The 23,261-nt window shown below is 64.6% G+C and carries 19 protein-coding genes; 14 read left to right on the top strand and 5 right to left on the bottom strand.

What is annotated here, in order from left to right:
• The first annotated feature begins 11 nt into the window (after positions 1–11).
• Both GT590_RS05015 and GT590_RS05010 read left to right on the top strand, forming a co-directional pair.
• On the top strand, positions 12–716 hold the full coding sequence (locus GT590_RS05015) for a succinate dehydrogenase/fumarate reductase iron-sulfur subunit (RefSeq protein ID WP_009607943.1): 705 nt from the start codon (positions 12–14) through the stop codon (positions 714–716).
• 71 nt (positions 717–787) lie between these two features.
• Positions 788–1,354: a TetR/AcrR family transcriptional regulator gene (locus GT590_RS05010; protein ID WP_009608117.1), complete on the top strand. Its 567-nt coding sequence runs from the start codon at positions 788–790 to the stop codon at positions 1,352–1,354.
• 70 nt (positions 1,355–1,424) lie between these two features.
• Here the strand turns inward: GT590_RS05010 and GT590_RS05005 are convergent, their stop codons facing one another.
• Positions 1,425–1,961: an MOSC domain-containing protein gene (locus tag GT590_RS05005; RefSeq protein WP_015759897.1), complete on the bottom strand. Its 537-nt coding sequence runs from the start codon at positions 1,959–1,961 to the stop codon at positions 1,425–1,427.
• Positions 1,962–2,223: 262 nt separating this feature from the next.
• On the opposite strand from GT590_RS05005, the gene purB reads away from it, so the two are divergent.
• Positions 2,224–3,567: an adenylosuccinate lyase gene (purB, locus tag GT590_RS05000; RefSeq protein ID WP_009305828.1), complete on the top strand. Its 1,344-nt coding sequence runs from the start codon at positions 2,224–2,226 to the stop codon at positions 3,565–3,567.
• Between the two features lie 120 nt (positions 3,568–3,687).
• Here purB and GT590_RS04995 read toward each other — a convergent pair whose 3' ends face one another.
• Positions 3,688–5,169 carry a twin-arginine translocation signal domain-containing protein gene (locus GT590_RS04995; RefSeq protein ID WP_015759899.1) on the bottom strand — a complete coding sequence of 494 codons (1,482 nt, stop codon included), beginning with the start codon at positions 5,167–5,169 and terminating at the stop codon, positions 3,688–3,690.
• A 288-nt stretch (positions 5,170–5,457) separates the two neighbouring features.
• On the opposite strand from GT590_RS04995, the gene GT590_RS04990 reads away from it, so the two are divergent.
• The 8 genes from GT590_RS04990 (at position 5,458) to GT590_RS04955 (ending at position 14,663) form a co-directional block, all read left to right on the top strand.
• The gene (locus GT590_RS04990) at positions 5,458–6,168 is read left to right on the top strand and encodes a response regulator transcription factor (RefSeq protein ID WP_009305830.1); all 711 of its coding nucleotides are present in this window, start codon (positions 5,458–5,460) and stop codon (positions 6,166–6,168) included.
• Between the two features lie 6 nt (positions 6,169–6,174).
• Positions 6,175–7,812 (top strand): cell wall metabolism sensor histidine kinase WalK, encoded by a 1,638-nt coding sequence (locus GT590_RS04985; RefSeq protein ID WP_009305831.1) that lies wholly within the window; start codon positions 6,175–6,177, stop codon positions 7,810–7,812.
• A gap of 82 nt (positions 7,813–7,894) precedes the next feature.
• Positions 7,895–8,773 carry a phosphoribosylaminoimidazolesuccinocarboxamide synthase gene (locus GT590_RS04980; protein WP_009607933.1) on the top strand — a complete coding sequence of 293 codons (879 nt, stop codon included), beginning with the start codon at positions 7,895–7,897 and terminating at the stop codon, positions 8,771–8,773.
• Positions 8,774–8,955: 182 nt separating this feature from the next.
• Positions 8,956–9,585, top strand: a complete 630-nt coding sequence (locus tag GT590_RS04975; RefSeq protein WP_009608199.1) for a hypothetical protein — start codon at positions 8,956–8,958, stop codon at positions 9,583–9,585.
• 10 nt (positions 9,586–9,595) lie between these two features.
• The gene (locus tag GT590_RS04970) at positions 9,596–13,312 is read left to right on the top strand and encodes a phosphoribosylformylglycinamidine synthase (RefSeq protein WP_161170936.1); all 3,717 of its coding nucleotides are present in this window, start codon (positions 9,596–9,598) and stop codon (positions 13,310–13,312) included.
• A 94-nt stretch (positions 13,313–13,406) separates the two neighbouring features.
• Positions 13,407–13,661 (top strand): SHOCT domain-containing protein, encoded by a 255-nt coding sequence (locus GT590_RS04965; protein WP_009305835.1) that lies wholly within the window; start codon positions 13,407–13,409, stop codon positions 13,659–13,661.
• Between the two features lie 23 nt (positions 13,662–13,684).
• Positions 13,685–13,906: a hypothetical protein gene (locus GT590_RS04960; protein WP_009305836.1), complete on the top strand. Its 222-nt coding sequence runs from the start codon at positions 13,685–13,687 to the stop codon at positions 13,904–13,906.
• A gap of 7 nt (positions 13,907–13,913) precedes the next feature.
• Positions 13,914–14,663, top strand: coding sequence for a YoaP domain-containing protein (locus tag GT590_RS04955; protein ID WP_009305837.1), 750 nt, complete (start codon positions 13,914–13,916; stop codon positions 14,661–14,663).
• A 79-nt stretch (positions 14,664–14,742) separates the two neighbouring features.
• Here GT590_RS04955 and GT590_RS04950 read toward each other — a convergent pair whose 3' ends face one another.
• The gene (locus tag GT590_RS04950; RefSeq protein WP_035576727.1) at positions 14,743–15,234 is read right to left on the bottom strand and encodes a hypothetical protein; all 492 of its coding nucleotides are present in this window, start codon (positions 15,232–15,234) and stop codon (positions 14,743–14,745) included.
• 83 nt (positions 15,235–15,317) lie between these two features.
• Here GT590_RS04950 and GT590_RS04945 point away from each other — a divergent pair, with 83 nt between their 5' ends.
• A complete protein-coding gene (locus GT590_RS04945; protein WP_226844242.1) occupies positions 15,318–16,637 on the top strand; it encodes an MFS transporter in 1,320 nt (439 codons plus the stop codon).
• Here GT590_RS04945 and GT590_RS04940 read toward each other — a convergent pair.
• On the bottom strand, positions 16,634–17,803 hold the full coding sequence (locus GT590_RS04940) for an Mbeg1-like protein (protein WP_009608095.1): 1,170 nt from the start codon (positions 17,801–17,803) through the stop codon (positions 16,634–16,636). The two genes, GT590_RS04945 and GT590_RS04940, sit on opposite strands and share 4 nt — an antisense overlap.
• A gap of 88 nt (positions 17,804–17,891) precedes the next feature.
• Positions 17,892–19,391: a helix-turn-helix transcriptional regulator gene (locus GT590_RS04935; protein ID WP_009305849.1), complete on the bottom strand. Its 1,500-nt coding sequence runs from the start codon at positions 19,389–19,391 to the stop codon at positions 17,892–17,894.
• 227 nt (positions 19,392–19,618) lie between these two features.
• Between GT590_RS04935 and GT590_RS04930 the strand changes: the two genes are divergently transcribed.
• Entirely contained in the window at positions 19,619–21,562 is a 1,944-nt protein-coding gene (locus GT590_RS04930; protein WP_009305851.1) for an FAD-binding protein, read from the top strand.
• Between the two features lie 133 nt (positions 21,563–21,695).
• A complete protein-coding gene (locus GT590_RS04925; protein ID WP_009305853.1) occupies positions 21,696–22,589 on the top strand; it encodes a hypothetical protein in 894 nt (297 codons plus the stop codon).
• The last annotated feature ends 672 nt before the right edge of the window (positions 22,590–23,261 follow it).

Here is a 23,261-nt window from a genome sequence, read left to right as displayed (position 1 = left end):
AAGGAGGCGCTATGAAGATCAGCGTGCAAAAGTACAATCCCTCGGTTGACGCCGAGCCTTATTTCGGTACATACGAGATCGAGCACACCGAGCACATGACCCTGCTCGAGGCGCTGGTGGTCATCAACGACACCATCGAGCCTATCGCATTCGATTACAGCTGCCGCGGGCGCGTGTGCGGCCGTTGCGCCATGACGCTCAACGGCACACCGTGTCTCGCCTGCGTTACCCTGGTTGAGGATGCGGGCAAGAACGAAGTCACGCCACTCAAGCATTTTCCGGTGGTGCGCGACCTGATTGTCGACAAGACGAAGGTTACGGACAAAGTGAGCCGTATTCTCGCTCGTCAACGTGCGTTTGACCTAAACCTTGATGAGATTAAGGCTCCGGTCGACGCTGGTCTGTCCGAGAAGCTCGAGCCGCTCGAGTACTGCGCACGTTGCGGCGTGTGCACGGCGGCGTGCCCCGTTGTCGAGCAGAAGGGGTTTAAGTCCTATATCGGCCCAACTGGAATGATAGCCATTGCCAATCGTTTTTACGATCCTTACGATCAGGGGGATCGCGTTGTCCAAGCCGTGCAAAATGGCTTGTGGGAATGTATAGAGTGCGGTATGTGCGATACGGTGTGCAAGGCTCTTGAGATCGACCATTTGTCGGTTTGGAAGGATTTGCGCACCGCGGCCTCTGCCGAAGGGTTGAAGCCGGTCGGCATCTAAGGAGCGATCGGCAGCGTGGGGAAGGGTACTCTTTGAGAAAACCGTATGGGGATGCGGGAAGGGGGGTAGAGATGGGCGAGTGGGAGCCGAAGGGGATCCTCGACGATGAAGACGTGCGGATGCGGTTGCGGATCATGCACGCTGTAGACAAGTCTCTCGACCAGATCAAGGTGACCGACTTATGTGAAAAAATCGGTATATCTCGCCAAATGTTCTATCGGTACTTCGATAGCAAGTACAGTCTGCATTGGTGGTGGCCGATGCACGTCCACAAGTTTTACTTGATAGAGGTGGGCCGGACAATGGATTGGGAAACAGGCTATTTCCATCATCTAAAGCTGCTTTCGCTCGAGAGCGAATTCTTCAAGGTCGCAACGCAGTATACGCTCAACTTCCCAAGCCAGCGCAGTATCATGCCTCACTATCGCAAGTGCGCACTGCTCGAGACGCTGCAGGATTACAAGCATATAGCCCTTGATGACGATCTCATGTTTTGCCTGGACAGCTGGGTGAAAACCGAGACGGATATTCTGACTGAGTGGTATCGCCTGGACACGGTGCCCCCTCTGCAGGAAGCTGTCGAGAGGCTTGCGCGCGTAGCGCCGAAAATGCTGTACGATGCATTGCGCATGGATTGAGGTGTTGCCGGTGGACGTTCGGCCTCTTGTTAGGCCGGACGTCCACGAGGCGACAAGTATCGTCTTGGTGCTATCGAGTCGCGGCGGCCAGCTCTGCCAGCGCTTCGGGCGGGGTGTAAGCGCAGGTGCCGTCGCCGAGTGAGACGACTTCCACCGGGTCGCCCACGTTGATCGCGCCGCCTTCCAGCGCCACGAAGAAGATGCCCTCGCGCGGGAAGATGCAGTCGCCTGCCAGGTGGTAGATGGCGCACTTCGTGTGGCACACCTTGCCGATCTGCGATAGCTCCAACAGCACGTCCTCGCCGATGCGCACGCGCGTGCCCAGGGGCAGCGCTAACAGGTCGATGCCCTCGGTGGTGACGTTTTCGGCGAAGTCGCCCTCAACCACGTCGAGGCCGGTCGCGCGCGCTTTCTCGATGGATTCCCAAGCAAGCAGCGACACCTGGCGATGCCAATCGCCGGCATGTGCGTCGGTGTCCAGGCCCCGATGCGCGACGACGGTCGCGCCGCCTTCGCACGGCATCTTGCGCGTTCCCTTGCGCTTCGACACGTTGATCGAGCGGACTCGTCCGCGTGCGACGATCTGCTGCTTCCGTGCTTGCTCCATACCGCGGTTCCTCCCTAAAACCTAGCATAATAATGGGAAATATACTACTCGAACAAGAATAGAGAAGTCAAGCAATAAGCCGCGCTCTGAAGCGCGCTTCGGGAAGGCTGATCCGTCCGGGCGCAAAGCGGCCTAGTGGCCGCTTTGCGCCCGCGCAGCCCGCCGCCCTGGCTGCTCGGCGCTTTCCGTGAAATACGCCGCGCTGCCGTCCGTTTGCGGTATGCTGGTTGCCATCAGGCAGAACAGGGTGAAAGGGACCGGCGTGATCAACCGTTACACGCGCCCCGCGATGGGCGCCATCTGGGAGTTGGAAAACAAGTTCAACATCTGGAAGGAAATCGAGGTGCTGGCCTGCGAGGCGCAGGCCGAGCTGGGCAAGTCCGGCATCACGAAGGAGGAGGCCGCGTGGATCCGCGCGCATGCCGACTTCACCGTGGAGCGCATCGACGAGATCGAGAAGGTGACGAACCACGACGTCATCGCGTTCACCACGAACATGGCCGAGTACATCGACGCCGACGTGCCGGAAGGCACCGAGCCGCCCAGCCGTTGGGTGCACTACGGCATGACGTCGTCCGACCTGGGCGACACGGCGCTGTCCTACCAGATCACGCAGGCTATCGATATCATCCTGGAAGACATCAAGCAGCTGGGCGAGACGTGCAAGCGCCGTGCCTTCGAGTTCCAGGAGACGCTGTGCGTGGGCCGCACGCACGGCATCCACGCCGAGCCCATGACGTTCGGCATGAAGTTCGGCAGCTGGGCTTGGGCCCTCAAGCGCGCGCAGACGCGCATGGAGGAAGCCCGCAAGGTGGCCGCCACGGGCGCCATCAGCGGCGCGGTGGGCACGTACTCCAGCATCGACCCGTTCGTCGAGCAGTACGTGTGCGAGCGCCTGGGCCTTGCGGCCGACCCGCTGTCCACGCAGGTGCTGGCGCGCGACCGTCACGCGCAGGTGATGGCCGGCCTGGCTGTGACGGCTTCCACACTGGAGTCCATCGCCATGCAGGTGCGCCTGCTGCAGCAGTCCGACGTCATCGAGGCCGAGGAGCCGTTCGCGAAGGGGCAGAAGGGGAGCAGCGCCATGCCGCACAAGCGCAACCCCATCACGGCCGAGCGCGTCTGCGGCCTGGCCCGCACGGTCAAGAGCAACGCGCAGGTGGCCTTCGACAACGTGGCGCTGTGGTACGAGCGCGACATCAGCCACTCCGGTGCCGAGCGGGTCGCGCTGGCCGACAGCTTCATCGCGCTGGACTACATGTTCGGCAAGATGCAGTGGATGCTGGACGGCCTGCAAACCTATCCGGCCAAGATGGAGCACAACCTGTGGCGCACGAAGGGCCTCATCTTCAGCTCGAAGGTGCTGCTGGCCCTGGTGGACACCGGCATCAGCCGCGAGGACGCCTACGTCATCGTGCAACGCAACGCCATGAAGGTGTGGGAGGATATCCAGAACGCCGTGGACGGACCCACCTATCGCGAAAACCTCGAAGCCGACCCCGAGGCGAACCTCAGCGCCGAGGTGCTGGACGAGATCTTCGACCCTTGGGACTTCCTCACCCGTAAAGACGTGGTATTCGACCGCCTCAAGGAGCTGGAGTTCTAAAAGCTGCCGCCTACCTTACGTAGAGGCATCAGGAAGCCCCGTCCTGCGGGGCTTCCTGTTTTTGATGGGTGCGATATCTTTGTGCCGACTTACGCAGATGGTCTGGGACGGAGAAGGCGTTTAAGCTGGTGTCCATACCCTTACGAGGCAGTACTTCCTGGCCTCGCCGTCGAGGGGCTTGTCGTCGATGTTTGTGTACGTGACCACGGCATCGCGCGAGCCGGTGGACGCCAGGTACTCGCCGTAATCGTCAGCGCCGCTTTTCACGTCGAAGGCGAACCAGTCGTTCGTGTCGAAGTTGATGCCCACGACTTGCGTGCGCGACTTCACCATGAGGTACGACCCGCACCAGGCAGGCGGCGCGGTAGGGTTGCGGCTGAAACGGAACCACGGCGCGTTGCTGTAGTCGCCGTTCGTCACGGCGCTGGCCGGGGTGTACGTGCCGATGCTGGCGATACCTCCGCCGTACTGGTAGCCGGCATCGAACGAGAACATGAACCCGGTGTTGCCGTAGCCGGCTTCCAGCGGTTTCATGGACGTGGGCAGCGCCATGGTGTCCAGCGCTTCGCCCGTGTTGGCATCCACGCGCACGAGCTGGTAGTGGATGGACGAGGTGTCCGTGCGCGGCGTGATGACCACGGAGTCGCCGGTGGCGTAGGGAGCCGTCGCCATGCGGCCGATCGAGGTCCACAGCGTCTCGATGTCGTTCGCTCCCATGGTGGCGCGCTTGAACAGCGACGGCTCGGTTTTCTTCGGACCGCTCGCTTTCGGCAACACCTGCCAGAATGCGCGGTTTCCCACGGCGGCGATGGTGGGCATCTCCCAATCGCCGTCGCCTTCTTCCACCAGCGCGGGATTGCCCAGAGCCGCACCATCGGTACGCGCGGTGTATATGCGCCAGACGCCGTCGAGGATGTCCGCCTCGGCCCAGATGAGACCCGAGGATGTGGCGCGCACGTCGTAGATTTCGAAGCCTTCGTCGGATCCGACGGCCTGCTCCAGCACCACGGTGGAGTTTCCCGAGCTCAGCGAAAGCAGCGCCACCTGGGTCAGCGGCTTGCCGGTGTCGGTGGGCAAGAGGCATGCGGCCAAATCGTCGTCGTTCGCCCAGACGAGCGAGCCGTACGGCAGCTCGTAATTCCCCACCTGGTTCATGAGCGTCGTTGGATCTTCCGCCTGGACGAACGTGTTGGTGAACTCGTCGGACGCAGACGACAGCACCGCGTCTTCGGGCACCTTGAGCACTACGAGGTTGTCATCTGGGTCGTTCTTCGTCTGCTCGATTACGACGGATGCGCCGCCGCCCACGGCCGCCAAAGCGCCCACGCCCAACGCTCCGTACAGGAAGTGGCGGCGGGTGAGCAGAACCTCGCCTCCGTTCGGCGTGGGAACGCGAACGCCGTTGCCGCCGGCGTTGCCGTTAGAGGTGCCGCGCGGAGCGGGGGACGATGGGGAGGGCGATGCGGAGGACGAGCGGCGATGCGCGCCGACCGAGCCCATGGCGCTGGCGCTGCCGTACCCCGCCACGTTGCCGACGTCTGCGGAGCCCCCGCGACGACCGCTGCCGCCGTGTGCTCCGCCGTATCCGGCGACGTTTCCCACATGCCCACCGCGCGCGTTCGGTTTTCCGCCGGCGTACAGCGCGCCTCCCCGGGAGGCTGCGCGCCTGTTCGCAAGGCGTTTCTTAGCAACGGTCGGTTTCGCGTGATTCGCGTGTGTTGATCTGCGGGTTACCATGGTGTTTATTGTGTCATTTCACGCACAGGTTAAAGCGCCCTTCGGTCTAATTGCTACAATAAACGCAAACACGACCAATACGCTCGGAACTGGTCCGCGTAGGGAACGCGGGCGCGCATTGTCCGAGATGTCAGCGAGCTTGAGGAGTGATCCATGAGCAACGAAACACGACGCATCCTTTTGGTTGAAGACGAAAAGGCCATCCGCGACGCCGTGACGGCCTATCTTGAACGCGAGAATTACTGGGTGACGGCGGTCGGCGACGGCCAGGAGGCGCTCGAGGAGTTCTCGAAGCACCACTTCGATCTTGTCATCCTCGACCTCATGCTGCCCCGCGTGCCGGGCGAGCGCGTCTGCCGCGCCATCCGCGACAACTCCGACGTGCCCATTATCATGCTCACCGCTAAGGGCGAGGTGGAAGACCGCATCATCGGTCTGGAGCTGGGCGCCGACGACTACCTGGTGAAGCCGTTCAGCCCCCGCGAGCTGGTTGCTCGCGCCCGCGCGCTTCTGCGCCGCGTGCACGCCGATTCCGAGCCGCAGCGCGAAGTGCTGGAGTTCGGCGAGCTCACCATCGACGTGTCGGGGCACAAAGTGCTGGTCAACAACGAGGAGATCGATCTCACCGCCAGCGAGTTCAAGCTGCTCACCACGCTGTCCCGCTACCCGGGTCGCGTGTACTCGCGCATGGAGCTGGTGGAGAAGGTGCTGGGCTACGACTTCGAGGGCTACGAGCGCACCATCGACTCGCATGTGAAGAACCTGCGCGCGAAGATCGGCGACAACCCGCGCAGCCCGAAGTGGCTGCACACCGTTCACGGCGTGGGCTACCGCTTCGAGGATCCCACGAAAGTTGCGCAGTAAACCGACGTGCGAGACGCAAGCGAACAGGCTGCATCGCCAGCCTCCGATGCGCAAGAAACCGCATCGCACACCCCGGTCGTCGAGCGTTTGACGGTCGAAGCCGATACGGGCACCACGGGGCCCATCGTCGTGCCGCACGAGAGCGACGGCAAAAAGCGCCGCGGCATCCGTTTCGGCTGGGACAACCTGACGTACACCACGCGCGTCACGGCCGCGTTCGCCTTCATCGCGGCCATGACCGCGCTTGTGGCCATCGGCGTGCTGTCGTTCGTGTGGGAGCAGCACTTCCAGACGTATACGCAGGCCAACATCTATAAACTCGCCGAATCCACGGCCGAGCAGATCGCGGAGATCTACTCGGATACGGGCACGCTCGACAACGTCGGCATCGCGACGGTTGCGGGCTATGCGGCAAAGCTGAACGGCGTGGGCGTCAAGATCTTCGACAACCAAACCGGCAGCGTCGTGTACGATTCCACGATTCCGCCCAGCGAAAACGGAAATGATATGCCGGGCAAGGACTACAGTCGAGGATCGCTCGCGCCTCCTCCCGGAGACAGCGACCAGCTGGCCATCGCCCCCATCATCACCGACAACGTCGCCGTCGGATCCGTCCACATGTGGGTGTACGGCTCCGAGGCGCTGCTCAGTCAGACCGACGAGGAATTCCGTAACAACTCGTACCAGGCCATGGTGTTCGCGACGGCGCTCGCCATCGTGCTGGCATCATGCATCGGCTTCTTGTTCGCGCGTACGCTGGTCAGCCCCATCAACCGCATGACCACCACGGCGAAGGCCATCAAGGAAGGCGACCTGTCGGCCCGCACCGAACTGCACGGCGAGGACGAGATCGCGCACCTGGGCGAGACGTTCGACGCGATGGCCGACTCCATCGAGCGCGACCGCGAGCTGGAGCGCCGTCTGACCACCGACGTGGCGCATGAGCTGCGTACGCCGCTGATGGCCATCCAATCCACTGTGGAAGCGATGGTGGACGGCGTGTTCGAGGCCGACGAGGAGCGCCTGGAAACCGTGAACTCCGAGGTGCAGCGCCTCAGCCGCCTGGTAGACGCCATCTTGAAGCTTTCGCGTTTGGAGAGCCGCTCTACGCCTATGAAGAAGGAAGTGGTCAATGTGGGCGAGCTGATCGCCGGCATCGTGGCCACGCACGAGGCGTTCGTAGCCGATTCTGGCCTCACGCTGAAGTACGAGATGGAGCAAGGCGTGCGCGTGCTAGGCGACGCGGACATGATTCGCCAGGCAACCGCCAACCTCATCTCGAACGCGGTTCGTTACACGTCCGAAGGGGGCTTGGTTACCGTGCGCGTGAAGCGCGGCGACATCATGGCGTCCATCAGCGTGCAGGACACGGGCATCGGCCTCACGCCCGACGAGGCGAAGATGGTGTTCTCGCGCTTCTGGCGCGCCGACGCGGGACGCACGCGCGAGAGCGGCGGCCTGGGCATCGGCTTGTCCGTGGTGAAGGAGATCGTCGAGCGCCACAACGGCTGGGTGCAGGTGGAAGGCCGCAAGGGAGAGGGCGCATGCTTCACCATTCACATCCCGCTGTACCAGGGCGACGAGCAGCAGCGCGGGCAGAAATCGCAAAAATCGCGTGGGAAGTCGCGTAAAGACCAGAAATAGACGATAATAGGGCGCGCCGACGGAGAAGGGGAGCGCCGGGTGCCGCAGAGCGGCGTTTCGAGAGAGCAACGAAAGGACCAGCATGACCGGAATCGACATCAAGCCTGATGCACAAGGGAAAGTCCGCGATCTGTACGATCTGGGCGACAAGCTGCTGCTTGTGGCGACGGACCGCATCTCGGCGTTCGATTACATCCTGGAAGACGAGATCCCCCACAAGGGCGCGGTGCTCACGCAGCTGTCGTGCTTCTGGTTCGAGCTTCTGGACGGCGTGGTGGAGAACCATCTCATCTCCTCCGACGTGGCCGACCTGCCCGAGCAGTTCCAGCCGTACGCCGACTACCTGCGCGGCCGCTTCATGCTGGTGAAGAAGGCCGACATGTTCCCCGCCGAGTGCATTGTGCGCGGCTACCTGGCCGGCAGCGGCCTCAAAGAGTACCAGAAGCAGGGCACTGTGTGCGGCATCCAGCTGCCCGAGGGCCTGGTGAACTCGTCGAAGCTTCCCGAGCCCATCTTCACGCCCTCGACGAAGGCCGAGATCGGCGACCACGACGAGAACATCAGCTACGAGCGCCTCGTGGAGATCATCGGCGAGGACGACGCTTCGCAGCTGCGCGACCTTGCGCTGAAGGTATACACCACGGCGCGCGACCACGCGGCCGAGCGCGGCGTGATCATCGCCGACACGAAGTTCGAGTTCGGCCGCCTGAACGGCCAGATCATCCTGGCCGACGAGGTGCTGACGCCCGATTCGTCCCGCTTCTGGCCGGGCGATGAGTACGCCGAGGGCAAGGACCAGCCCAGCTTCGACAAGCAGTTCGTGCGCGACTGGCTGAACGCCAACTGGGATCGTCAGGGCAACCCGCCCCGCCTGCCCCAGGACATCATCGACCGCACCAGCGAGAAGTACATCCAGGCCTACGAGAAGATCACGGGTAGAACTTTCGTTCCGTTTGCCTAACGGCATCCGGAACTTCTCGACGCTGCGAGGCGTTGAGGCGTCCGGCCTTGCCGCTCCAAGCTTCGCTCACGTGCAAAAGCACGCTTCGCAAAGCTTTCACGACAATTCCGGGCACCTCAACGCCTCTCGCTGACTTTGACGGACCTGCGAGGTTCGAGGCAATCAACAAGGAGCAATAACCCATGTCCCAGCGCAACCCTATGAACGACCGGTACCAGACCGACGAGCATCGCGGTCAGACGCGCAAGAGCGCGGCCACCATGAAGCCGAAGACGAAGGCGGCTTCGTCGGTGCGCATCCAGCCCACCGTGAAGACGAAGCAGCAGAAGAAGGCTGACAAGAAGGCCGCACGAGCGAAGCAGACCGAGATCGATCGGCAGTACTACAACCCGCCCACGCCGGAATACAAGCGTCTTCGCAAGATCTGGTGGGGTCTTTTGATCGGCGCCATCGTGATGACGGCTATGTCGTGGTTCGGCCGCGCCTTCCTGCCCGAGGTGGGAACCTATGTGGTGCTGGGCCTGGCCTATGTGTGCATCATCGGCGCCTTATACGTGGACTTCTCGAAAATCCGCAAGGTGCGACGCGCCTATCAGGAAGAGATGATGTCCAAAAAAACCAAGGAGATGCGCGCAGCAGAAAAGCAGCAGAAGGCCGCGCAGCGCGCCGCCAAGCAGAAGGTGGAGGAGGCTCCGGCCGTGGAGGAGGCGCCTAAGAAGCGCGGCCTGTTCGGCAACGGGTTCCGCCTGCCGAAGAAGCAGGAGGCCGAGCCGATGGAGGCGAAAACTTCCGACAAGGATTCGACGAAGTAAGGTGGGGACCATGGTTTCTCGTGTCTACGTGGAGAAGAAGCCCGGCTTCGACGGGGAGGCGAAGCAGCTGAAAGAGGAGCTGCGCAGCCTGCTGGGCGTCGGCGCGCTTGAGAATCTCCGCATGGTGAATCGCTACGACGTGGAGGGGATCTCGGACGAGCTGTTCGCTCAGTGCGTGCCCACCGTGTTCAGCGAGCCGCAGTCCGACATCGCGACGCTGGAGATGCCCGAGGCGAACGGGGCGGCGGTGTTCGCCGTGGAGTACCTTCCCGGCCAGTTCGACCAGCGCGCCGATTCTGCAAGCGAATGCATCCAGCTGATCAGCCAGGGCGAGCGCCCCGAGGTGCGCAGCGCGAAGGTGTACATGCTGGAGGGCGCGCTGTCCGACGAGGACGTCGCCGCCATCAAGCACTACGTGATCAACCCCATCGAAGCGCGCGAGGCGTCGCTTGATGTGCGCGAGACGCTGCACATGGAGCAGCCCGTGCCGGGCATGGTGGAGACGGTGGGCGGGTTCCTGGAGCTGGATGAGGCGGGCCTGGCGGCGTTCATCGCTGACCGCGGGCTGGCCATGGACCTGGCCGACATCGCGTTCTGCCAGCAGTACTTCGCCGAAGAGGGGCGCAACCCCACCATCACCGAGATCAAGATGATCGACACGTACTGGTCCGATCACTGCCGCCACACCACGTTCGGCACCGTGCTGGACAACGTGGTGGTGGAGGACGAGGCCGTGCAGGCCGCGTTTGAGAAGTACCTCGAGATGCGCCACGAACTGGGCCGCGACGAAAAGCCGGTGTGCCTCATGGACATGGGCACCATCGGCGCGCGCTGGCTGAAGGCGAAGGGTGTGCTGACCGGCCTCGACGAGTCCGAGGAGATCAACGCCTGCACCGTGAAGTGCAAGGTGGACGTGGACGGCGAGGAGCAGGACTGGCTGTACCTGTTCAAGAACGAGACGCACAACCATCCCACCGAGATCGAGCCGTTCGGCGGCGCGGCCACCTGCGTGGGCGGCGCCATCCGCGACCCCTTGTCGGGCCGCAGCTACGTCTACCAGGCCATGCGCGTGACGGGCGCGGCCGACCCGCTGGTTCCCGTGAGCGAGACGCTGCCGGGCAAGCTGCCGCAGCGCAAGCTGGTGACCACCGCGGCCGCGGGCTACTCTTCGTACGGCAACCAGATCGGCTTGGCAACCGGCCAGGTGAACGAGCTGTACCATCCCGGCTACGCTGCGAAGCGCATGGAGATCGGCGCCGTGGTGGGCGCCACCCCGGCCGAGCATGTGCGTCGCGAGACGCCCGCTCCGGGCGACGTGGTGGTGCTGCTGGGCGGCCGCACCGGCCGCGACGGCATCGGCGGCGCCACGGGTTCCTCGAAGGCGCACAAGCTGGAATCGCTCGAAAGCTGCGGCGCCGAGGTGCAGAAGGGCAACGCGCCCGTGGAGCGCAAGATCCAGCGCCTGTTCCGTCGGGGCGACGCTTGCAAGCTGATCAAGCGCTGCAACGACTTCGGCGCGGGCGGGGTGTCCGTGGCCATCGGCGAGCTGGCCGACGGCCTGCACATCGACCTCAACAAGGTGCCGAAGAAGTACGACGGCCTTGACGGCACCGAGCTGGTCATCTCCGAGAGCCAGGAGCGCATGGCCGTTGCCCTGGCGGCCGAGGACGTGGACGAGTTCATCGGCTACGCGCACGAGGAGAACCTCGAAGCAACCCCCATCGCCACGGTGACGGAGGAGGCGCGCGTGCGCATGGAGTGGAACGGCGCCGTCATCGTGGACGTGAGCCGCGACTTCCTCAACAGCAACGGCGCGGCGAAGCACCAGGACGTGCGCGTGCTGCCGGGTGGAACGTACGAGCGCACCTGGGCGGGCGACACGCTGGCCGAGCGCATGAACGCGCTGGTCACCGACTTGAACGTGTGCTCGAACAAGGGCCTGTCCGAGCGCTTCGACTCCACCATCGGCGCGGGCACGGTGCTCATGCCGTTCGGCGGGTCGCGCCAGCTGACGCCGGCGATGGCCATGGTGGCGAAGCTGCCCGTGTTCGGCGAGACCACCACGGTCAGCGGCATGGCCTGGGGCTTCAACCCCTACCTCACCGAGGCGAACCAGTTCACCGGCTCGTACATCGCCGTGGTGGAGAGCGTGGCGCGCCTCGTGGCCGCCGGCTTCTTCCACAAGGACATGTACCTGACGTTCCAGGAGTACTTCGAGAAGCTGCGCGACGAGCCCGAGCGCTGGGGCAAGCCCGCCGCCGCCGTGCTGGGCGCGCTGATGGCGCAGGTGGACCTGGGTATCGGCTCCATCGGCGGCAAGGACTCCATGTCGGGCAGTTTCGAGCAGCTGGACGTGCCGCCCACGCTGGTGTCGTTCGCCACGGCCATCGGCTCGGTGGATCGCGCGACGTCGCCCGAGTTCAAGCAGGCGGGCAGCCGCGTGGTGCGCATCGCGCCCGCGTCGTACGACGGTGTCACGCCCGACGCCGCCGGCTTGGTGGAGGCGTTCGAGCTGGTGGAGCGCTTGATCGGCGACGGTGCGGCGCTGGCCGTGTCCACGCCGGGATACGGCGCGACGGCTGAGGCTCTGTTCAAGATGAGCGTGGGCAACGGCATCGGCGTGACGCTGGCCGATTCGGTGACGGCCGACGAGCTGTTCGCGCCGTCGTACGGCAGCTTCCTCGTGGAGCTGGCTCCGTGCGTGGAGCTGCCGCATGCGTCCGACGCCGTGCGCGTGGACGAGGTGGGCGAGACGACCGAGGCCTACGAGTTCGCCGCCTGCGGCGAGGTCATCGACCTGGTCGGGCTGCAGGAAGCGTGGGAGGGCCACCTCGAGTCGGTGTTCCCGTACCGCGCCGAGGGCGATGCCGTGGAAACGGTGTCCTTCGACGGCGTTGCGCCGCTCGTGTACAACGGCACCATCGCGCGCCCGCGCGTCATCATCCCCGTGTTCCCGGGCAACAACTGCGAGTACGATTCGGCGCGCGCCTTCGAGCAGGCGGGAGCTGTGGCCGAGACGCTCATCATCAACAATCTGACCCCCGACAAGGTGGCCGAGAGCACCGAGGCGTTGGTGAAGGCCATCGAGAACAGCCAGATCATCATGATCCCCGGCGGGTTCTCCGGCGGCGACGAGCCCGACGGCTCGGCCAAGTTCATCACCGCGTTCTTCCGCGCTCCGGCCGTCACCGAAGCGGTGCGCGACCTGCTGCAGAACCGCGACGGCCTCATGCTGGGCATCTGCAACGGTTTCCAGGCGCTCGTGAAGTTGGGTCTCGTGCCGTTCGGCGACATCCGCCCCATGGACGAGGAGTGCCCCACGCTCACGTTCAACACCATCGGTCGTCATCAGAGCCGTCTGGTGCGCACGCGCGTGGCATCGAACCTGTCGCCGTGGCTGAGCCGCTGCGAGGTGGGCGACATCCATACGGTGCCCGTGAGCCACGGCGAGGGCCGCTTCGTCGCGTCGCCCGAGCTGGCGGCCCAGTTGGCTGCGAACGGCCAGATCGCCACGCAGTACGTGGACGAGCAGGGCGTGCCGTCGATGAGCCTTGACGTGAACCCGAACGGATCGGTACTGGCCATCGAGGGCATCACCAGCCCCGACGGCCGCATCCTCGGCAAGATGGGCCACAGCGAGCGCCGCGGCTACGGTCTGTACCAGAACGTCCCTGGCGACCGCTACCAGCAGCTGTTCGAGGGCGGCGTGGGTTACTTCACGGACTAGGGGCTTCTCGCATCAAGTTTTCTCGCGCGGCGCATCTTCGGGTGCGCCGCGCTTGCTATACTGGTTGAAAAAGGCCTCGCGGAAAGGCGGCTTCATGAAGATACTGGGTTTGGGTGTTCCGGAAATGCTCATCATGCTGATGTTGCTGGTGCCCGTCGCACTCGTGGTCGCGCTCATCGTGGTGTTGGCGAAGCGCGCCGGCAGCCAACAGCCTTTGCCCGATGAGCGCCAGCGCGCGAGCGCGCTTGCCTACCAGCGTCTTTCGCAGCTTGACGACCTGTATAAACGCGGCGCCATCACCGAAGAAGAGTACGCGTTGAAAAAGCAGGAGTGTATGCGCGATCTGTAAGCCTGATCGGAAAGGCGGCTCTCATGGGGTTCATGGATGGGTTCGAGCGCGGGTTGTCTGGCAATTACCGTTACGAGATCGCGGGGAAGGCGGTGGTCTGCTCGCATTGCGGCGGCGAGGAATTCGATGAGCGCTCGGGGCAATTGAACACAGCCGGCGCGTCGCTTCTCAACCTCGATTGGGCCAACGCGACCGCGCGTGTGCTTGTATGCCAAAGCTGCGGTCATTTGGAATGGTTTCTTTAGGAGGAGCATGGATCCCGAATTCGTCAACCTAACCCCCGAGAACCTTGCCGACGAGCATCTTTCCTGCATCATTCGCGTCAGGAAGCCCCATCCCGGCGTCGAGGCGAAGCGCCAATGGCTCGCCGATCGGCTGCGCGAAGGCCATGTGTTCCGAAAGCTGCAGGTGAAAGACCCGGTTTTCATCGAGTACGCGCCGCTTGAAACGGCGTGGGTTCCCGTGCTGGGCGACAACTACCTGTACGTGTACTGCCTCTGGGCGTACGGTGCCGGCAAGGGCAAAGGCTACGGGCGCGCGCTCATGGAGTACTGCCTGGCCGACGCGCGAGTGCAAGGCAAGTCGGGCGTGTGCCTGCTGGGGGCGAAGAAGCAGAAGGCGTGGCTGACCGATCAGGCGTTCGCGCGGAAGTTCGGCTTCGAAGTGGTCGACGCTACCGACGACGGCTACGAGTTGCTGGCTCTGTCGTTCGACGGGACGGTGCCGCGGTTCGCGCCGCACGCGAAAGCCCAGGCTATCGACAGCGACGAGCTGACGATCTACTACGATTTCCAGTGCCCTTACGTGCCCGAGCGCATCGAGGCGATCCGGCGGTATTGCGAGGCGAACGACGTGCCGCTGACGCTCATCCAAGTGGATTCGCTGCAAAAGGCGAAGGAGCTGCCCGGCGTCTTTAACAACTGGGGCGTGTTCTACAAAGGGAAGTTCGAGACGGTGAACGTTCTGGATACCACGTACCTCAAGAGGATCCTCAAGAAATAGGAGCGTTGCAGACGCGACAACTCACGGTGTCCTGCGCATCATCCAGTCCGTTCCCTCTCCGAAGGCCGAGCCTTTCAAGCTATGGCTCGCCCAGGTTGGCGCCGAGCGCATCGAGGAAACCGTCGATCCCGAACAGGGAATCGATCGCGCGTTCGAGCTGGTGCTCAACATGCTTGCCGATGCGCTGAGCGACGTCGAGGCCCTGGAGGCGGGGATGTCCAGCAGCACCGCCCTGAGCGATGTCAGCACCCAGGAGCTGCTCTCGCGCCTTCGCCGTCGGACATCCCCAGCCCATTGAGCACGTAGGAGTCGCTGGACGTCCAACAGCGGTTCGCATCCTCGCACTCTTCGCTGCAAGCTCCGGGCGCGAATCGCCGGCGAGCGGCATCGCCCGTGTGCGCTCGTCGGCTCTGCGCAGCGCGGGTTCGCCGTATGTTGGCGGCTTCGTTCGGGCGCGATCGGGCTTGCCGCTCGCGTGCTTCTTCGCCGCCGCTTGCGGGTCGCTTTCGTTCTCTGCTGCTCGCTGACCGAGCGAGGCGCTACGCCCGCCATCGGTCGGCTTCGGCGGCATCGGTTCCGTGATTGAATGGCGCATCTTTTAACCGAAAACGCTCGAAGGCCTGGCGGCCCCAGAGCGGAGAAGGGAGTATGCGCATGCGGCAGCACACGACGAACCAAACAGGCGGTGAACGGCGTTCGCGCCGATTGCATCCGGCATGGCTCATCCTCATCGCCTGTTGCTTCCTGCAAGCGGGAGGCATGGGCACCATCAACAACGCGGCGGGCATCATGGTTCCCGCCGTGCTGGGCGATCTGCAGTTCTCGCAGGGCAGCTTCATGCTGTACTTCACGATCCAGGGTTTGTGCATGACGGCGGCGCTTCCCGTGGCGGGGAAGCTGTTGCCGAAGGTGAGCATGCGCGTGCTGGTGAGCGTCGGCATGGTGGCGGCCGCGCTGGCGTTCGCGTCCATGGGGCAGTTCAACGCGGTGTGGCAGTGGTACGTGGCGGGGGCGGTGCTGGGCGTGGCGGCCGCGTTCGCGTTCCTGCTGCCGGCACCCGTCATGATAGGCAACTGGTTCAAGAAGAAGGCGGGCCTTGCGATGGGCATCGCCATGGCCTGCTCGGGCATCGGCGGGGCGGTGATGAACCCGTTGGGCGGCGCGCTCATCCAATCGTTGGGATGGCGGCCCACCTATGCGGTGCTCGCCCTGATCGCAGCCGTGCTGGTGCTGCCGTTCTCGCTGCTGGTGATGAAGTTCAAGCCGGCCGACCCGCGCGATGCCTATGGAGCCGACGAGGTGGAAGACACCCCGGCGAGCAGCGGAGCCGAAACGGCGTCCGGCGTCTCGGCGGCTCGCGCCGTGCGTTCGCTGGCGTTCGCGTGCGTGTTCCTGGTTGCGGGATTCCTGTCGCTCGAGAGCGCGTTTTTGCAGCTGATGCCCACGTACGCCGGCACCGTCGGGCTCGCCGCCGTCGCAGCGTTCCTTCCTTCCATCGCCATGATCAGCAACATCGTGGGCAAGCTGGTGCTGGGGTGGCTGGCCGACGCCGTGGGGCCGCGCAACGCGACGCTGTGCGGCTTCGGCGTGGGCGTGACCGCGTTCGCGCTGTTCCTAGCCTCGAACGGCAACGTGGGGATGGTCATGGTGGCGGCCGCCTTGTTCGGCGTGCTTACGGCGATGGTGACGGTGAACGTGCCGCTGCTGGTGCGCAGCGCGTTCGGATCGAAGGATTACGGCACGCTGTTCTCGTACGTGAGCATCGGCACATCGCTGGTAGGCTCGCTGGGCATTTCGGTGTATGGGTTCCTGTTCGACCGCTTCGGCTCGTACGATCCCGGCCTGATGCTGGGCATTGGCACGGGCGTTGCGAGCGCCGCGCTGCTGCTGGTGGGTATGGCTGCGGCAAAGCGCCTGATGGGCGCCGCGCACGTGCGAAGCGGCGCGGTGCAGGCGGAGGAGCCCGCGTTCTAAGAGCGCGCTTTTTTCTTCGGGACGATGCGTTCGACGATGCCCTGGGTGACGCGGTGGCCTGCCAGCTCGGCAAGCGAGCCGAGGGCGCCGACCAGGGTTTCGCGAGCGGTCCCGTCGATGTTCTTGGCCGCCTCGCTCAGCAGGGCCACCGTTTTCGCCCCGCCGAAGAAGACCTCGGTGGCGTTCTGGGCGCCCGAGGCCTCGACGGCTTTGAACAGCGCGTCGACGATGGCCGCCGCTTCCTCGTCGGAGTAGCGCGCCAGCCATTCGGTGAGCAGCGCGTCGGTGAACCGGGCGTTTTCGGTGAGGTTGTCGAGGTAGACGAAATCGTCGCCGTCGACCTCCCACGAGAACGGGCTGTGCTGCAAAAGGCCGCGCTCGGTGCTGTGCACCACGAGCGGCGGGGTGTGCGACTCCATGAGCATACCGATGACGGAGTCCTGCGGGACGGTGCGGTGGATGCGGCCGTCCAGCTTTCTCCAATCATCGGGCGAGAACGCGCCCGCTTTGAAACCGGGGCCGTCGTGCGTGTACACGCGCTCGATGCGGTCCTGCACAGCGGCGGACGCGTTCAGCGCGGCGTACAGCGCGAGGTTGGCGCCCTTCGAGTGGCCGCCCACGAACAGCCGGCGAGGCAGGTGCGGCGCTACGGCCTCCAGGTAGCGCGCGGCTTGCTCCTGGGCGGGCACGGGCGCGGTGTAGCACATGTTGAAGTTCTCGCGCCAGCCGGTGATGGACGTGTCGGTTCCGCGGAAGCCCACGTAGGCGAATTCCTTCTTGTAGACGAACGTCATGGCGGCGAACTGCGTCTGCCGCTCGGTATCGAACAGGCTGAGGTAATCGCGGATGACCATGTCGCGAAACCGCGGGCTGGCGGCGAGTGCCAGCATATTTTCCTTCACGCGGCCAGGGATGAGGCCCGAGAACATATGCTCATAGTGTTCGGCACGCAATGTATCGAGGAAGTGGGCGGGGCGTCCCGAAGGGGATAGCAGGTTCTTCACGATGGTGCCGAGCCTGCCGAACGCCTTGCGCTCGCGCAGCGGCGGCACGATCCCTTCGGCGCGCACCATGCAGAACTGGGAAAGCGCCGCCGAATCGACCGGGTTGAACGGCTTTTCCTCGAATGAGGCGAACTCCGTGCCGAGATAGTCGAGAATGTTCATGCAGCAGCGCTCCTAGCATCCGATACCGCCTGCGTCGCCTCTCATCATACCGCGTCTCGGGCGCTGCCGGCCTTCAATCTGCCGACCTTCAACCTCTCGGCGTTTCGTCGTCGATCATGGCGAGTAGCTCCTCGCGCGAGTTGATGGCGAGCTTCGCGTAGATGTGGCGCACGTGGGTGCGCACGGTGTTCTCGGAGATGTAGAGCTTCTCGGCCACATAGCCGTGATTGTAGCCTCGTCCCAGGTAGTACAGCACCTCGCGCTCGCGCGGCGACAGCCCCCGTTCGGCTGCCAGCGTGTCGCAGCGGCGGTGGATGTACGTGCGCGAGTCGTCCGCGCCGTGAGGCTCGGTGCGCCGGCCTTCGCGCTGCCGCGAGCCTTGCGCGAACGATATGGCGATGAGCGCCAGGTACACGGTGAGCATGATGAGACAGATCGTGCGGCCGTCGGTGCCGATGACGGCGATGCCGCACAGGCCGGCCACGAACGCGAGCGCTAGCAGCGCGAGACAGGCCGGGAATACGAACGTGGCGGCAAAGGGCACGCTGCGGACGGCGCTGGCCATGCTGCACCAGATGGCCAGCGCGATCACCGCGAAGCTGGCCTGGGTGAGCACGTCGATGATACCCGCTGCGACATCGCTGTCGGAGCTGATGACGGGCAGCGCGAGCAGAAGCGCCACGGCGATGGGATACACGGCCTGGTTGAGCAATCTGAGCGGCGACGAGTTTGCCTTGCGCAGCACGAACAGCGCGACGACGATGGCCAGCAGCGACGGCCCGATGAGCGATTTCCACGCTCCCAGCGGATCGGGCAGGCGCATCTGCTCGCTCGAGATGACGGGATCCCAGGTGAGCCCGAAGATGAAGCAGGTGATGCACGCCCCTACGAGGGGCATCCACAATATGGCGGCTGCCTTGCGCAGCCGGATGCGATGGTCATCCTCGCTTGCGCTTTCGGCGCCGGCGGGGTGCGGTGCCGCAGTCTCGTCGTTGAACGTGCGGGCGACGAACAGCAGCGCCACCGATGTGACAAGCGAGCATGCGATCAGCGCCAACCCGATGGGAGAGGGGGAAAGCGGCTCGGCCGCGAAATGGACGACTGCTGCCGCCACGATGCCCCATGCGCTGTTGAACAGCAAATTCTCCGGTTCGAGCCGCGCGAACACCGAGCCCCACGCCGTGGCGAGCATGGCAAGTCCCGCTCCGAACGCCAGGCCGAACATGGCGGGCTCGGCGAACGGCAGCGTCAGCTGCGTGTACAGCGGCAGCATGAACTGCACTCCGATGGCGACCAGGCAGGCGCCTGTCACCAGAGGCGCCGTGCGGGTGAGGTCGGGCGTGCGTCGATCTGCGCGCTTGGCCAACATGGCCAGCGCGGCGAGCACGATGCCCGCGCCCGTCAGCCCCCAGCCGGCGTACACCGCGAAGGGGTGCAGCGAGGGCGTCGCGCCCGTTCCGTGCTCAGAAAAGAAGCGGATCGCATTGAGGAAGACGGAGAACAGCAGTCCCGCGCCCAGCAGCGCGGGCTTGAACGAGACGGGCGCCGGAGACGCCTGCTTCGAGTCGTGTTGTTGCGCGCTTTCCATGCCCTCCCTGCAACGCCTCGGCGTTTTCCCTCGTAGATAGCGCAAATCACCAAATTCAGCTATAGGGTGGGCGCGTGCGGCGCACCCTGCGGATTCCGAAATCATCGCTTTCAGTGATGGCGAAACCCCGGCCTGCACCGTAGTGTAGCCGAACGTCCGGCGCCGCACAACAGAAGCGGGCGACGCCGGGATCGGAACATGGGCACATGATTGAAGGGAGCGGGAACATGGGAACCACCTCGAAGCACAGCTGGTCGCGTCGCGACTTCTTGAAGGGGGCGGCCGCCGGCACGATGAGCGTCGCCGCGCTGGGAGCGCTGGGCGGATGCTCGCCGCAGCAGTCGGCCTCCACCGCCTCGGCGGCGGCCGCCGATTCCGGCGAAGCGGGCACGTACGACGTGATGCAGGAGCTGTCGACGTTCAACCGCGGCCAGAATGCCAGCGCGAAGGCGCCTACCACGCCCGAAGAGTACATCGCCCTCAAGGGCGACGGTGTGCTGTCCGCGGGCGGCGGCTGCGAGCAGCTGGGCATCAAGCCGGCCGACTTCATGCTGAACAAGCCGGCGTGGTTGGGCGACGCGCCCGTGGTCAGCGACATCGCCGATACCGAGGACTGCGACGTGCTGGTCATCGGCGCGGGCAACGCGGGCACCGTGGCGGCGCTGCGCTGCCAGGAGGAAGGCGCGAACGTCTTCTTGGCCGATATGCAGACCTACGACGAGTACGACGAATACGCCTGCGACATGGCCTGCTACAACTCGAAGCTGTTCCTGGACAAAGGCACGCCCGAGATCGACACCACCGAGGTGTTCAACGAGTACATGCGCCTCTCGCGCGGCCATGCGCACCAGAAGATCGTGCGCGACTACGCCATGCGCTCGGGCGAGATGCTCGACTGGATGGTGGGGCACATTCCCGCCGAGTACGTGGAGAAGTATGCGAAGACCTCGAACTACAAGGGCAACGACAACTTCAACGGCGAGTGCTGCGGGCAGAGGTCGTGGCCGGCCATGACTCAGTGGCGCGACGAGGAATCCAACATCAACATGTGGCCGTTCGTCATCCGCTCGGTGCACGCGGCGTTCGAGGAAGCCGGCGGCACCATCAAGTGGGGTTACCAGGGCGTGGTGCTGGTGCAGGACGGCGACGCGGTGACCGGGGCCGTCTTCCAGGATGTCGACGGCGCGTACCACCAGATCAACGCGAAGGCCGTGGTCGTGGCGGCGGGCGACTTCGGCGGCAACCCCGACATGCGCCTCGACCTGTCCGACCAGATGCGCAACCTGGCCTGGTCGTACGGCAACGACCGCACCGACGCCACCAGCATCGGGGGCATGGGCCGCGACGGCTCGGGCATCCGCATGTGCATGTGGGCCGGCGGCACGATGGAGGGCGGCCCCCGCGCCGGCCAGGCCGCGGGCATCAACGGTGTGCCGGGCTTCGCGTTCGGCGGCGCATGGCCGTGCTTCGGCAACGACGGCAAGCGCTTCATGAACGAGACCATGGTGAAGCACGGCTCCAACGGCTACCTGGACATGCTTCCCGAGGGCCAGCTGCTGGTGAACGTGACCGACGCGAACTGGGAAGAGTACCTGTCGCACCAAGGGTACGGCCACGAGACGATGGACCGCAGCTCGGACTACATGGTGGAAGAAGTGCGCGAGAACATGGCGAACTACAAAACCGGCAAGGACGGCTTCGACGTGCGCGCCTTCTCCCGCTTCGGCAAAGAGTACTCCACGGTGTACGCTGCCGACACGCTTGAGGAGCTGGCCGAGATCGTGGGCTACACCGGCGAGGCCAAGACGAACTTTCTGGCCGAGGTGGAGCGCTACAACGAGCTGTGCGCGAAGGGCCACGACGACGACTGGGGCTGCGACCCGCAGAACCTGCTGCCCATCAAGGACGCTCCCTTCTTCGCCTCGTTCGGCACCACGGGCGGCAATCCTTCCGGCGGCCTGTGCCAGCATGCGGCCATCTGCACCGACGGCCGCTACCAGGTGCTCACCGGCGAGAAGCAGCCCATTGCGGGCCTGTACGCCGCCGGCAACACCTGTGGCCAGCGCTACGGCATCCAGTACGCCACGCCCACGGCTGGCAATAGCTGCGGTTCGGCGCTGACCTCCGGCTACTGCGCTGCCGAAAGCGTCATCGAGGACCTGAAGGCGTAAAGCGGCCCGCAACCGATTCGGGGCCGGTTGGCGTATCCCTCCTCTCCCTCCCCGATGCCAGTCGGCCCATAGCGCGCGGCGGCTGCTTTCAAGTGGCCGCCGCTCCGCGCGAGCAGAAGAAGGAGCAACGATCATGACAGAGAAACGCGATGCGATCGTTCAGGTGTCCGTCCCGTTTTGCGTGGACGATCGCGCGCTTCGCCGCGAGGGCATGATCCTCGGGTGGGATAGCGCGCGCATGGCGCGCTACGCCGACGCGCTGGTGGCCGAGATCGAGGCGAACGCGGGGCAGTTCGACGATTGCCTGGTGCGCGCCGTGCAGCTGGGCGGCGGCGTGGCATCGAACGCGGGCGCGGACATCGCGCGCATCGTGCGCGCCGTGCGGCAGGTTTGCGACGTGGCCGAGGACGCGCCCGTCGCCATGCGTTCGTCCATTGCGAACGTGAGCGGGGCGACCATGCCGTTTTTCCGACGCGCCGGGGTGACGCGCTTCGACTTCGAGATGCTGTCGCTCAACCCCGTCGACTTCGTGCGGCTCAATCGGGTGGACAACCTGAACGATCTGCCCATTATCTGCGACCATTTCCTGCATTCGTACGCGAACGACACGTTGGGGCTGGTGCTGGCGTTCGGCCATGATGCTTCCGAGGGCGGGGACGGTGCGCTCAACGTGCGGCGCACGGCGCTGGCGGCCGCGCGCTCGCATGCGACCCACGCGGAGCTTGTGCGGGTGGCCGATGAGCTGGCGGCGGGTTGCGACGAGGTCGCGCGCCAGCTGGACGAGATGCGCGGCGCGTTGACCGAGCATGGCTTCATGGAGTACCTGCCTCTTCGCTTTGCGCGCGCAGGCAAGGAGGACCGTTTCGCGCAGATGGCGGCCGCTGGCGTGCCGCAGATCGGTTTCGGCTTGGGTGCGATTACGCGTATCGACGGAGCCGAGAGCGTGAACACGCGCGACTTGGCGCGCTACTGCGCCGCGGAAGGCGACTTCGCGAAGATCACCGAAGAAGTGCGGAAAACGCGTTAGGCACCGTTGCGGAGGAGCGGTTGCTTCCTTATAATAGCAGGCGAGCCGCAGGGAGCGGCTAACTCCCCACGGCTCTCGAACTCGCTACGGCGGTTCGGATGTTATTGTGCGCCCGGTTCGTCCCTCTGGGACGACCGGGGTTCGTCTTTCGACCACGCTTGAAGCGCGAGCGAGGCCGCCCCGACCGCCAAGCTGCCGAAAGCAGCTACGAGGCCGAGAACCTGCAAGATAACTCCGGTAAGGCTGAGTACAATACCATCCATGGAGGACACCCCCCTTCCGTATATCTAGAATTCGGAAATGGATGTAAAGAGGGTGTGTCATCCTCCCCGCCTGGCGGGTTCGTGCTTCTTAGTATAACAACCCCATCTCACGTTTTCATGGCGCACATCCAGCGCAGATCTTCCTCGATCTTACTGAAATCCCACGCGTTTACAGTGCGGATTCCACGTTTCTTGCCGCTGTTTCTCGCGCGGATTGCACGCGCTTTGCCCTTCGTTCCCGCGTGGATCTTGTCGAAGCCGTCGCGGCGTTGCTCGGCTTCGAATATTTCACGTGAAACATTCGCTCTGGCTGTCCGTTTGACGCGCAAGCTCCGGCCGCGCGGCGTGTCGCCTAGGCGCCGCGTCTCTCAAAGCGCCGTGCCTCGTGCATCCGGCGAGGCCACCGATG

It is taken from the genome of Eggerthella sp. BIOML-A1 (genome assembly GCF_009875595.1).
Taxonomy (GTDB): Bacteria; Actinomycetota; Coriobacteriia; order Coriobacteriales; family Eggerthellaceae; genus Eggerthella; species Eggerthella lenta.
This window is presented reverse-complemented; position numbering and strand designations above follow the sequence as displayed.

Excerpts from the sequence above, each read along its gene's own strand:
- GT590_RS05015 (WP_009607943.1), top strand. The coding sequence starts at position 12 with ATGAAGATCAGCGTGCAAAAGTACAATCCCTCGGTTGACGCCGAGCCT.
- GT590_RS05010 (WP_009608117.1), top strand. The coding sequence starts at position 788 with ATGGGCGAGTGGGAGCCGAAGGGGATCCTCGACGATGAAGACGTGCGG.
- GT590_RS05005 (WP_015759897.1), bottom strand. The coding sequence starts at position 1,961 with ATGGAGCAAGCACGGAAGCAGCAGATCGTCGCACGCGGACGAGTCCGC.
- GT590_RS04990 (WP_009305830.1), top strand. The coding sequence starts at position 5,458 with ATGAGCAACGAAACACGACGCATCCTTTTGGTTGAAGACGAAAAGGCC.
- GT590_RS04980 (WP_009607933.1), top strand. The coding sequence starts at position 7,895 with ATGACCGGAATCGACATCAAGCCTGATGCACAAGGGAAAGTCCGCGAT.
- GT590_RS04975 (WP_009608199.1), top strand. The coding sequence starts at position 8,956 with ATGTCCCAGCGCAACCCTATGAACGACCGGTACCAGACCGACGAGCAT.
- GT590_RS04970 (WP_161170936.1), top strand. The coding sequence starts at position 9,596 with ATGGTTTCTCGTGTCTACGTGGAGAAGAAGCCCGGCTTCGACGGGGAG.
- GT590_RS04965 (WP_009305835.1), top strand. The coding sequence starts at position 13,407 with ATGAAGATACTGGGTTTGGGTGTTCCGGAAATGCTCATCATGCTGATG.
- GT590_RS04960 (WP_009305836.1), top strand. The coding sequence starts at position 13,685 with ATGGGGTTCATGGATGGGTTCGAGCGCGGGTTGTCTGGCAATTACCGT.
- GT590_RS04955 (WP_009305837.1), top strand. The coding sequence starts at position 13,914 with ATGGATCCCGAATTCGTCAACCTAACCCCCGAGAACCTTGCCGACGAG.
- GT590_RS04950 (WP_035576727.1), bottom strand. The coding sequence starts at position 15,234 with ATGCCGCCGAAGCCGACCGATGGCGGGCGTAGCGCCTCGCTCGGTCAG.
- GT590_RS04945 (WP_226844242.1), top strand. The coding sequence starts at position 15,318 with ATGCGGCAGCACACGACGAACCAAACAGGCGGTGAACGGCGTTCGCGC.
- GT590_RS04940 (WP_009608095.1), bottom strand. The coding sequence starts at position 17,803 with ATGAACATTCTCGACTATCTCGGCACGGAGTTCGCCTCATTCGAGGAA.
- GT590_RS04935 (WP_009305849.1), bottom strand. The coding sequence starts at position 19,391 with ATGGAAAGCGCGCAACAACACGACTCGAAGCAGGCGTCTCCGGCGCCC.
- GT590_RS04930 (WP_009305851.1), top strand. The coding sequence starts at position 19,619 with ATGGGAACCACCTCGAAGCACAGCTGGTCGCGTCGCGACTTCTTGAAG.
- GT590_RS04925 (WP_009305853.1), top strand. The coding sequence starts at position 21,696 with ATGACAGAGAAACGCGATGCGATCGTTCAGGTGTCCGTCCCGTTTTGC.